This window comes from Phaeobacter sp. CC-HEC084 (assembly GCF_059429255.1).
The window spans coordinates 1419814-1431475 of sequence record NZ_JCAIJQ010000002.1 but is presented as its reverse complement, the minus strand read 5'-3'; the positions used below and the strand labels follow the sequence as shown (position 1 = coordinate 1431475).

9 protein-coding genes are annotated in these 11662 nt (G+C 60.6%); 7 read left to right on the top strand and 2 right to left on the bottom strand.

Going from position 1 to position 11662, the window contains the following annotated elements; translation table 11 throughout:
- Positions 1-3 precede the first annotated feature (3 nt).
- The 3 genes from AC5SSZ_RS07215 (at position 4) to ntrX (ending at position 5161) form a co-directional block, all read left to right on the top strand.
- Positions 4-1374 (top strand): response regulator, encoded by a 1371-nt coding sequence (locus AC5SSZ_RS07215; protein ID WP_065270223.1) that lies wholly within the window; start codon positions 4-6, stop codon positions 1372-1374.
- A gap of 98 nt (positions 1375-1472) precedes the next feature.
- Entirely contained in the window at positions 1473-3755 is a 2283-nt protein-coding gene (locus AC5SSZ_RS07210; protein ID WP_495437722.1) for a sensor histidine kinase NtrY-like, read from the top strand.
- Complete coding sequence (gene ntrX, locus AC5SSZ_RS07205) at positions 3752-5161, top strand: nitrogen assimilation response regulator NtrX (protein WP_495437721.1); 1410 nt, start codon at positions 3752-3754, stop codon at positions 5159-5161. The genes AC5SSZ_RS07210 and ntrX overlap by 4 nt, the downstream gene beginning before the upstream one ends.
- Before the next feature lie 107 nt (positions 5162-5268).
- Here ntrX and AC5SSZ_RS07200 read toward each other — a convergent pair whose 3' ends face one another.
- Complete coding sequence (locus tag AC5SSZ_RS07200) at positions 5269-5754, bottom strand: hypothetical protein (RefSeq protein WP_495437720.1); 486 nt, start codon at positions 5752-5754, stop codon at positions 5269-5271.
- 102 nt (positions 5755-5856) lie between these two features.
- On the opposite strand from AC5SSZ_RS07200, the gene trkA reads away from it, so the two are divergent.
- The 4 genes from trkA to hflX all read left to right on the top strand — a co-directional run bounded on the left by trkA (position 5857) and on the right by hflX (position 10413).
- Entirely contained in the window at positions 5857-7233 is a 1377-nt protein-coding gene (gene trkA, locus AC5SSZ_RS07195; RefSeq protein WP_065270227.1) for a Trk system potassium transporter TrkA, read from the top strand.
- 1 nt (position 7234) lies between these two features.
- Complete coding sequence (locus tag AC5SSZ_RS07190) at positions 7235-8770, top strand: TrkH family potassium uptake protein (RefSeq protein WP_065270228.1); 1536 nt, start codon at positions 7235-7237, stop codon at positions 8768-8770.
- 132 nt (positions 8771-8902) lie between these two features.
- Positions 8903-9142, top strand: a complete 240-nt coding sequence (gene hfq / locus AC5SSZ_RS07185) for an RNA chaperone Hfq (protein WP_008204623.1) — start codon at positions 8903-8905, stop codon at positions 9140-9142.
- Positions 9142-10413 (top strand): GTPase HflX, encoded by a 1272-nt coding sequence (gene hflX, locus AC5SSZ_RS07180; protein WP_274832217.1) that lies wholly within the window; start codon positions 9142-9144, stop codon positions 10411-10413. The genes hfq and hflX overlap by 1 nt, the downstream gene beginning before the upstream one ends.
- Positions 10414-10452: 39 nt before the next feature.
- Here the strand turns inward: hflX and AC5SSZ_RS07175 are convergent, their stop codons facing one another.
- Complete coding sequence (locus AC5SSZ_RS07175; RefSeq protein WP_274832218.1) at positions 10453-11649, bottom strand: cation:proton antiporter; 1197 nt, start codon at positions 11647-11649, stop codon at positions 10453-10455.
- Positions 11650-11662 lie beyond the last annotated feature (13 nt).

Sequence of the window (11662 nt, the reverse complement as noted above, 5' to 3'; positions counted from 1 at the left end):
TCGATGGATGGCACCGTTCTGGTCGCAGATGACGACCGCACCATTCGCACGGTTCTGACACAGGCGCTGACGCGGGCCGGATGCAAGGTTCATGCGACCTCATCCCTGACCACGCTGATGCGCTGGGTGGCCGAGGGTAAGGGTGATGTGGTGATTTCCGACGTGATGATGCCGGACGGAAACGGGTTGGAAATGCTGCCCAAGATTGCCGAGGACCGTCCCGGACTGCCGGTGATCGTCATTTCGGCCCAAAACACCATCATGACCGCGATCAAGGCGGCCGAGGCGGATGCCTATGACTACCTGCCGAAACCCTTTGACCTGCCGGAGCTGATGAAGCGCACGGCCAAGGCGTTGTCGGAGAAACGGACCACCGCGACCACGGCCCGTTCAGAAGAAGAAGGCGACCGCCCCGAGGAACTGCCTCTCGTTGGTCGTACCGAGGTGATGCAGGGCCTGTACCGCCTGATCGCGCGGGTGATGAACACCGATATGCCGCTTTTGGTTACGGGTGAAAGTGGTACGGGCAAGTCATTGATTGCGCGTGCTATTCACGATTTCTCCGACCGGCGTACCTTGCCCTATGTGACCGCCACCGCCGCCGAGCTGATCGAGCTCGAAGGTCCTGCACGGCTTTTGTCGCAGGTCAAGGGCGGCACGCTGCTGATTGATGAGTTACTGGATCTGCCGGATGAGGCGCAGGCCCGGCTGGTGCGCATGATGGATGCGACCAGTGATCATTCTCCGCGTTTCATGGCGACGAGCCAGAAAGACCTGGCTCCGGCGATGGAAGCCGGGGAGCTGCGCGCCGATCTGTATTACCGGCTCTGCGGGACGGAACTGCACGTGCCCGCGCTACGCGAACGGGTCGAGGATATCGCGCTCTTGGCGGAGCACTTCCTGATCCGGGCAGAAAACGAAGGCGCGCCGCACCGCACGCTGAGCGAGGAAGGACGCGAGCTGTTGCGCCATTTCGCTTGGCCCGGGAACGTGCGCCAGCTGGAAAACGTGGTTCGCCGACTGGCGCTGACGGCGAGGAGCGAGGAAATCGGTAAATCCGATGTTGCGGCGGCGCTGGGGCCGCAGACCGGGGCCGAACCCATGGTCAGTGGCGCAGTCAACGAAAAGCTATCCGAATCCGTGGCGCGCCACCTGCAACGCTATTTTGATCTGCATGGCGACATGTTGCCGCCGCCGGGGCTTTACGGACGGCTGCTGCGCGAAGTAGAGACGCCCCTGATCGAGATTGCGCTGGCTGCAACCGGCGGAAATCAGGCGAAATGCGCCGAATTGCTGGGCATCAACCGCAATACCCTGAGAAAGAAAATTACGGACCTTGATATTGAGGTGACACGGCGGCGCAAACTGATGTAATATCGCCACAGAAACGTGGCCGACCGGCACAGCCGTCGGTGAGGTCGCGACATGTGGCGGTTGGCCTAGAAGGCCATACATCAGAATGAGGGCAGCCAGTGGCGCAGAAGTCACATCTTCGCGGGGGATTCAGAACGCTCGCGGCGTTTGATCGGTGGCGGAAAACCCGGAAGGCGCGCAATATCGGCACCCTTGGCCTTGTCCTGCTGGGGCCGATTCTGGCTCTGGTGACGTTTCTGATCTTTGGTCCTTTGGGGCACGGCGCATCCTCTATGTCGTTGCGCCTGATTCTGCTGGCGGACATGGTCTACATCATGGCGATTGCCGCCTTGGTGCTGACCCAGATTGTGCGTCTGTTCGCGGCGCGCCGTTCCAAATCGGCTGGCTCCAGACTGCACCTGCGGCTGATCGGAGCCTTTGGGTTTTTGGCGCTGGTGCCCACGGTTATCGTCGCGATCTTTGCAGTATTGACGGTGAATGTTGGGCTTGAGGGCTGGTTTTCCCAGCGTGTCCGTCAGGTCATCGGCTCGTCGCTTGCGGCTGCCGAGGCCTATCAGGTGGAACAACGACGCGACCTTTCCGAAGATGGCGAGGCGCTGGCGCGTTACCTAGATACCAGCCGCTCGCGTAGTTTTTTCATGAACGATGCAGAACTGCGGCAGGTTCTGTCGCAGGGGCAGTTGCAGATCCAGCGTGGCCTGCGCGAGGCCTATGTCATCGATGGCGTTGGCGATATCCGGGCGCGGGGCGAACGGTCCTACGAATTTGATTTCGAACATCCCGATCCTGAGCAGATCACCGAGGCGGCTGAGCAAGGGAGGAGCATCATCCAGGACTGGGACAATAACGAGTTCAGGGCCATTGTGCGCCTGAACGCCTTTGTCGACCGGTTCCTGTACATCAGCCGCGATGTGGATGGTGAATTGCTGAACCTTCTGGATGAAACCCAGCAGACCGCGAACCTCTATCAACAGCTCGAGAAAGAGCGCGGTCGGGTGCTGTTCGAATTCGGCCTTTTGTACATCGGGTTTGCATTGATCCTGATCCTGGCGGCTATGTGGCTGGGCATGTGGTTTGCGGAACGTTTGTCCGGTCCTGTCGGTCGCCTGACCGTGGCCGCGCGCCGGGTCGGTGGCGGTGATCTTGACGTGCAGGTGCCCGAAGAGAACGGCGGTGACGAGATTTCCCAACTTGGCCAGTATTTCAACAGGATGACGCGGGAACTGAAACAACAGCGCAAGACGTTGCTGGAAAACACCGACCAGATTGAGCGCCGTCGCAGGCTGTTCGATTCGGTTCTCTCCTCAGTCACCTCCGGTGTCGTGGGGTTGGATGCCGAAGGACGGGTCGCCTTTGTGAACCGGTCCGGGGAACGTCTGCTGGATTGGCACGGGGACCGGCAATCGCTGGCGCTCGCCGTGGCCGTGCCGGAATTCGGCCCGCTGTTCGAAACCCTGACCAAGGATGGCGCGGAAACCGCGCAGGATGAGATCAAGGTGACGCGGCATGGCCGGTTGGAAAACCTGCTGGTGCGGATGTCGCAGCGCCGGTCCGATGATGGCAACCTCGAAGGCTATGTGGTGGCCTTTGACGATGTGACTGACCTTGTCAGCGCCCAGCGGATGGCCGCCTGGGGCGATGTTGCCCGGCGGATTGCCCATGAGATCAAGAACCCGCTGACCCCGATCCAGCTGAGTGCGGAGCGGATCAAGCGCAAGTTCGCGCCCAAGCTCGGCGAGGAAAACAGCGATCAACTGCAAGCCATGACCGATGTGATCGTGCGCCAGACCAACGATCTGCGCCGGATTGTCGATGAGTTTTCAAAATTCGCGCGCATGCCGGAACCAGAACGCCATGAAGAAGATCTGGTCAAGCTGGTGCAGGACGCGGTGGTGCTGCAGCGCACCGGCCAGCCGGATGTGACGATTACGGCGGATCTTCCCAATACCGTGTGCTGTGCAGATCTGGATGCGACGATGATCGGGCAGGCGTTGACCAACCTGATCAAAAATGCCGGTGAAGCGATTGAAAGCCTGAAGAAAAAAGGCGCGCCCGAGGATCTGGATCCGCAAATTCGCGTGGTGCTGCGCCGGGCCGATAAAGGGGGATATGAGGTAACGATTGCCGATAATGGCATCGGCTTGCCAGAGGACCGCGCGCGGTTGTTTGAACCCTATGTAACCACCCGGAACGAAGGCACCGGGCTGGGATTGCCGATTGTGAAGAAGATTATCGAAGAACACGGCGGCACCCTGACGCTTGAGGATGCGCCGGTGTTCGAAGGACAGAACCATTTTGGAGCCATGGCGGTGATCCGCCTGCCAGACGCCGTACGTACGGCTGAGGCTAACAGAAATACAGTGAAGGTAGGTCTGACATGAGTGACATTCTGATCGTTGACGATGAGCGCGACATTCGCGAATTGATTTCCGATATCCTGGAAGATGAGGGGTTTGCCACGCGCAAGGCGGCGAACTCCGAGGAATGCATGGCCGAGATCGGGCAGGAGCCTCCGGCGCTGCTGATCCTCGATATCTGGCTCAAGGATAGCCAGATGGACGGCATCGACATCCTGAAAACCGTGAAGCGGGACAATCCCGAGGTACCGGTGGTGATCATCTCAGGCCACGGGAATATCGAGATTGCGGTCGCGGCGATCAAACAGGGCGCCTATGACTTCATCGAAAAGCCCTTCAATATCGATCAGCTGATGGTGGTGATCCGGCGGGCGATGGAGACTTCGCGCTTACGCCGTGAGAACACCGATCTGCGCCGCAAGGAAACCGGAGCTGCCGAGATGATCGGCAATTCCGCAGCCTTCCGGGCGCTGGTGGCGCAGCTCGACAAGGTCACCAAATCCAATGGCCGTGTGATGCTGACGGGACCTGCCGGCGTGGGCAAGGATATCGCCGCGCGCTATATCCATTCCAATTCCGCCCGTGCCTCGGCTCCCTTCGTGACGGTGAACTGCGCCAGCATCGAGCCGGAGCGGATGGAAGAGGTTCTGTTTGGCCGTGAAACCGCGGACCGCGGGGTTGAGCCGGGATTGCTGGAACAGGCGCATGGCGGCGTGGTGTTCTTTGACGAGGTCGCGGACATGCCGCTCGGGACTCAGTCAAAGATCTTGCGGGTGCTGGTTGATCAGCAATTCCAGCGGGTTGGTGGATCCGAGAACGTGCGGGTCGATCTGCGGGTGATTTCTTCCACAAACAAGGCCTTGGAGGCAGAAATTGAAGCGGACCGTTTCCGGCAGGAGCTCTATCATCGGCTAAACGTGGTGCCGATTGCGGTGCCGACGCTCGCAGATCGGCGCGAGGATATTCCTGTTCTGGCCGAACACTTCATCCGCAGCTTTAATGAGGCGCAAGGCCTGCCACTACGTGAACTGACGGATGAGGCGGTTGCACTGATGCAGACCATGATGTGGCCCGGCAACGTCCGCCAACTGAAAAACCTGGTGGAGCGGATCCTGATCCTTGGCGATGGCAATGGCCCGATCGAGGCGCGCGACCTGCCGCGTGAAGAGGAAAAGGTCGAAGACGAGGGCCGCGTCGTCCTGTCCGGGGCCTTGGCGACGCTGCCGCTCCGCGAGGCTCGCGAGGCCTTTGAACGCGAATATCTGCTGACCCAGATCAACCGGTTCGGTGGCAATATCAGCCGCACGGCTTCGTTTGTGGGTATGGAACGCTCGGCCTTGCACCGCAAGCTGAAATCCCTTGGCGTTGTCACCTCGAACAAGGCTGGCGCGCGCGTTGCTCATGTGGAGCAGGAAGAAGATTTGGTTTGACCGCCGCGGACGGATGACGGGGCGCGTAGGCACGGTCTGCGCGCCTGCTGTCATTGTGTTTGCGAAGCCTGGAGAAAACCCGGTGTCTGGGGCGGCAGCGTGGCCGACTACGGCGTCAGGACATGCAGGGTGTTGTCAGGGCCTTTCCAGACGCAAGCATCGCCAGTCAGCGGCGGCAGGCGGCTCGATTGTCCGGCCAGACGCTGCCCCACTTCGGCGGTGGTGCAGCGCCTCAGGGGGACCTCTTGATACCCTTTCTTGGCCATACAGCTTTGCTCTAACCGCCTGCGCAAACCTTGGTTCACATCAACCGTATAGATGCCACCATCAACCCAGTATCCGGGGCGGCTCCAGCAGTTGCCGTCCCTGCAATATTGCCCGCCGGGATAATAGACGGGCGGGCGCTGACGAATTTCGTTGGCCACGGGCGCCTTTTCCAGTGCGCTGACCTGACAGGAAAGCGTATCGGCCTTGAGCCGCTGCACATCGGCGCCTTCGCGATAATAGACCGGCACCGGGCCACATCCGGCAAGGACGGCGCCCAAAACGGGCACGGCGAACAGGGAACGGAAGCGGCGGTAAGCACGGGTCATGCTGTCAGAATGCCCCGCGATGACGGCCAGTACAATTGATTTGACCCCTCTGGCGGCTTCTGTCATTCAAAACTGGCAAGATCGCGCCCAAGGGAAAAGATCATGAAGGTTATCATCTGTGGCGCCGGCCAGGTTGGCTGGCAGATCGCGCGGCACCTGTCCGGCGAGCACAACGATGTGACAGTTGTCGACAACAACCCGGATCTGGTGCGCCGCGCGACAGATACGCTGGATGTTCAGGGGATTGCGGGCTTTGCCTCATACCCGGATGTTCTGGAGCGGGCAGGGGCGCGGGATGCGGATATGATCATCGCCGCAACCCATTCGGATGAGGTCAACATGGTGACCTGTCAGGTTGCCCATTCGGTATTCTCGATCCAGCGCAAGATTGCCCGGCTGCGGGCGCGCAGCTACCTGAATGCGATCTATTCCGACCTGTACCGGCGTGACCATCTGCCCATCGATGTGGTGATCAGCCCCGAACGCGAGGTCGCCGCCGCCGCCATTCAGCGGCTTCTGGCACCGGCCGCGTTTGACACGGAAACCTTCATGGGCGGCAAGGCGCAGCTCCTCGGCATTCAGATCGACGAGGATTGCCCTGTGGTCAACACGCCGCTGCGGCAGCTGACGGATCTGTTTTCCACCCTGCGGGCTATCGTTGTGGGTGTGCGGCGCGATGGCAGCCTGTTTGCACCGGAACCGGGCGATCAGCTGTTCGTCGGCGACAGCGCCTATGTGTTTTGCCACACGGACGACGTGAGCAGAACCATCGAAGTCTTTGGCAAGAAAGAAAAACGCCAGGATCGGGTGGTGATCGTGGGCGGCGGTAATGTGGGCCTTGAAGTGGCAAAGGCGCTTGAGAACCGCACCGGACGGATCCGCGCCAAGATCATTGAGAAAAGCCGCAAATGCGCCGAGCGGGCGGCCGAAACACTCGAGAGGACCATCGTTCTGAACGGTGACGGGCTGGACCGGTCTCTGATGATTGAAGGCGGTATTGATCGCGCCGATGCCATGCTTGCTGTCACCGACGATGATAAGACCAACATGCTGGCGGCCGTGCGCGCCAAATCCGAAGGCTGCCCTTTCGTGGTGGCCCTGATCAATGATCCGACCTTGCTGCCGCTGATGGCGCCTCTCGGGATCGACGCCTTTATCAACCCGCGCTCCACCACGGTGAGTTCGATCCTGCAGCACATCCGCTATGGCCGCGTTCGGCAGGTCTATTCCATTGGCGATGCCGAAGCCGAGGTGATCGAGGCTGAGGTTCTGGGAACCTCTCCGATGGCGGGGCAAGCAGTCCGCGATATTCCTTTCCCCGAAGGCGTGCTGATCGGCGCCGTGCGCAAGGGAGGCGAGGTCCTGCGTCCCAGCGGCGAAATGCGCATCGAAGAGGGTGATGTCATCGCGATCTTTGCGATGGCCGCCGATGTGCCAGAGGTCGAGCGCCTGATGCAGGTTTCGATCGACTACTTCTAGCATGGCGCCACGCAATCATACCGCGGGCGGGCTGTTGCGTCTGCCCTTGTTCCTGCTGATCTGGGGTGTGGCTTGCATTGCCATGTGGGTGCCGGCCACCCATGCGGTGATCCTGAACGACCACCCGACGTCGCAAAGTTTCTTTTTCTCCGGCCTCTTGGGGCTTTTTGTGATCGCTGTGATTGCCTTGTCGCTGGGCAATAAGGTGCCCCGCTATGGCATGCCGGGGCAGCTGCTGTCGCTGCTGGCAACCTTTGCAGTATTGCCGCTGTTCCTCGCGCTTCCCGTGCAGGATGCGTTGAAAAACACAAGCTTCCTCAACGCATATTTCGACATGGTCAGCGCCGTCACCACAACGGGCGCCGATATCTTTGCCGATCCGGGGCGGCTGCCGCCCAGCGTGCATCTGTGGCGGGCGATTGTTGGCTGGCTTGGCGGCCTTTTGATGTGGATCGCCGCATCGGCTGTTCTGGCGCCGATGTTCCTGGGCGGCTTCGAAGTCACCGCCAAGGGGGAGCCGGGCGGCGGTGGCGCGACACCTGTTCTGATGCAAAAGGCGGATCCACGGCGCCAATTGATCACGGTCGCACGCACCCTGACGCCGGTCTATTTCGCGCTGACGCTGGTTCTCTGGACGCTTTTGATGATGACTGGCAGCAAATCGCTGGCCGGGCTGACCCATGCGATGTCGGTGATGGCGACCTCGGGGATTTCATCGGTCGGGGGCACCGAGGCGGCAAACAGCGGCATGGCCGGGGAAATGGTCATGTTCCTGTTCATGTTCTTTGCCCTGTCGCGGCTGACATTTTCCTCCGATACGGTCAGCACCGGCGATGGGCGGCTGGATCGTGACCCGGAGTTCCGTTCCGGCCTGCTGATTGTGCTGGGGGTTCCGACGCTTTTGTTCCTGCGCCACTGGCTGGCAACGTTTGAGGTCAACAGCGCCGAGGATGGCATGCAGGCGCTGCGCGCCTTCTGGGGGGCGCTGTTCACGGTGATGTCCTTCCTGTCCACGACCGGATTTGAAAGCGCCGACTGGGAGGCCGCCGGGCAATGGTCGGGGTTGGAAACCCCGGGTATGATTCTTCTGGGCCTGTCGCTGATTGGCGGCGGGGTGGCCACCACAGCGGGCGGTGTCAAATTGCTGCGGGTTTATGCGCTTTATCTCAACGGGCTTGGCGAAATGGAACGGCTGGTGCATCCGTCGTCGGTCAGCGGCGAGGGGGCTGGCAACCGGCGGCTGCAAAAGAACGGCGCCTTTGTGGCCTGGATCTTTTTCATGCTCTTTGCCTTGTCTCTGGCGCTGATCAGCACGGTGCTTGCCGCCCTTGGTACGGATTTCGAAACTTCGCTGATCCTGGCGGTATCGGCCCTGTCGACTACTGGCCCGTTGACCGAAGTCGCGGCGAGCGAGCCGATCATGCTGTGGCAGCTTGTGCCCTCGGCCAAACTGGTGCTGTGCTTTGCGATGGTGCTCGGGCGGCTCGAAACTCTGGCGATCATCGCGCTTTTGTCGCCTAATCTCTGGCGCAGTTAAGAAAACCTCGTTACGCTGCTCTGGCATTTGATGTTTTTCGGGTGGAAACCCAATCGGTCTCCGTCCATAGTTGGTTGTAACGAGGCGCGTTGGTCCGCAGCGCGTAGCAAGAAAAAAGGCGAGATAATAATAATGGCTTCGGACAGACAGAATCTTCAGGATGCCTTCCTGAATCACGTTCGCAAAACCAAGGTTCCCGTTACAATTTTTCTGATCAACGGGGTCAAATTGCAGGGGGTTATTACCTGGTTTGATAATTTCTGTGTCCTGCTGCGCCGCGACGGACAGTCGCAGTTGGTCTACAAACACGCAATTTCCACGATCATGCCCGCACAGCCGATCAGCCTTTATGAAGGTGAAGACGCCTCTTGATGGAGCATGACCGGAAGCGCACCCGCGCCTGGGTGCTGCATCCCGAGATCAAGTCGGATCAACACCGGCGCGATCCCGAACCCGCCCTTGCAGAGGCTGTGGCGCTGGCTCAGGCGCTGCCTGATCTCGACGTTGTCGGATCGGATGTGGTGCGTTTGCCCAAGGCTCATGCGGGGATGTTGTTCGGCTCGGGTAAGATCGAAGAACTGGCGCAGAAGCTGAAATCCGAAGAGGTGGAACTGGTCCTCATTGACGGACCGGTGTCCCCCGTACAGCAGCGAAATCTGGAAAAGGCCTGGAAGGTCAAGATCCTCGACCGGACCGGGCTGATCCTCGAGATCTTCTCGGATCGGGCGCGCACCCGAGAAGGTGTGCTGCAGGTGGAGATGGCCGCGCTCAGCTATCAGCGGACCCGGCTGGTGCGGGCCTGGACCCACCTGGAACGGCAGCGGGGCGGATTGGGTTTCGTTGGTGGTCCCGGTGAAACCCAGATCGAGGCGGACCGTCGTGCAATTGACGATCAGCTGGTGCGCCTACGCCGCCAGCTCGACAAGGTGGTGAAAACCCGCACGCTGCATCGCGCCGCGCGGGCCAAGGTGCCTTATCCGATTGTCGCGCTGGTCGGCTATACCAACGCCGGTAAATCGACCCTGTTCAATCGCCTGACCGGGGCTGAGGTGATGGCGGAGGATATGCTGTTCGCCACTCTGGATCCGACCATGCGCCGGGTGCTGTTGCCTGATGGTCCGGAGGTGATCCTGTCGGACACGGTGGGCTTTATCTCGGATCTGCCGACCGAGTTGGTCGCGGCCTTCCGTGCGACGCTGGAAGAGGTGCTGGCCGCCGATGTGATCTTGCACGTGCGCGACATCAGCCACGATGAAACCGAGCATCAGGCCCGCGATGTGGCCGCGATCCTGACGTCGCTTGGGGTGGATGAAAACCGCACCCAGATCGAGGTCTGGAACAAGCTCGACAATCTCAGCGAGGAAGAAGCCGACGCCCGCCGTCAGCGCGCCGCCCGCGAGGAAGGGATCCACGCGATTTCAGCCCTGACCGGCGAAGGCATCGACGGGCTCTTGGCGGATATCGCGGAAAAATTGCAAGGCACAAAGCATCAAGAGGTGCTCAGCCTTGATTTTTCGCAAGGCAAACAACGGGCCTGGCTGTTTGCGCAGGATGTTGTCGTCTCCGAAGAGCAGACCGAGAGCGGTTTTGATATCACCGTGCTTTGGACTGCGAAACAACGGGCGCAGTACGACGGGCTATGATCCGTCGTGCTGTACGTCCTTGAAACTCCGAAGTAGCTGCTAGTGAGAATCCGGCGGCGTTGCACCGCTGCGCGGTCGTGATTGCAGTGTGAGCGTGGCTGCAGCGACGATCGGTCCGATCAGCTCAAACCCCACCGTGGTTCCAATTGCCAGCGCCATGATCGACGGGGCGAATTCGGGGAACCGCTCGGCTGCGACCAGCGCCATGCCGATTGCCACCCCGGCTTGCGGCAGCATTGCGGCGCCGTAATAGGGCCGTTCGGTCGCCGGGGCGTGGGCTAGCATACCGCCGATCCAACCCCCAAAGATGCGCCCCAACACCCGGAGAACCGAATAGCCAAGGCCCGCCATACCCAGCGTCGCCAGCGCCTCGGGGTCCAGCGTTGCACCGGCGAGTACGAAAAAGATGATCATGAAGGGCCATTCGAAATTGTGGATCTCGTGAAAGGCCCGAGTGTGGTGGCGGGCAAGATTTACGATCACTGCGCCGGTCGTCATGCCTGCAATCAGATAGGACAGCTCCAGCATCAGCGACAGTCCGGCGGTCAGGAAGATCAGGCCAAGCGCCTCGATCCGCAGCGGCTCCCCATCTGACAGCCGTCCGGTCAGCAGCGCACCAGGAATGCCGATGGCGATCCCCAGTCCTATCGATCCGACAACCTCCTGCGTGGCGATGATCAGCGTATCAACACCGTCACCAATACCGCTGATGAGATCAATCATCAGCAATGCGAGGCTGAAGGCGAACAGCCCCCAAGCATCATCAATGGCGACCAAGCCTTTGAGAGTTTGGGTAAATCCGGTATCCAGCCCGGATTGATCGATCACGTCATAGGTGGCTGCGGGATCGGTCGCCGTGGCCAGCGCGCCCAGCAGGATGGCCAGCGTCAGTGGCAGGCCCATGGCCCAAAGCCCGGTTGTGACGGCGACCTGACTGACGATAACGATGGACAGTGACACGACGACAACCACGCGGCCATGCTGGCGCAGGTTGGACATGGACAAGGCGCTACCCAAGAGAACCGCAACCGCGCTGAGCGCCACCACAGCAATCACCGGGTACAGTTCCGTGATGCTGTCCGGCAGCAAACCAAACCCGGAATGACCGATCAGCAAGCCGCAGCCCAGAAGCAGGGTTACACGGGGCAGGCGCAACCGTCGTCCGATCCGGTCGGCCGCCAACCCGGCAAAGAACAGAAGGCCAAAGATGATCAGAGTGACGGCTTGATCTTCCATCCGGGGGCTCTCT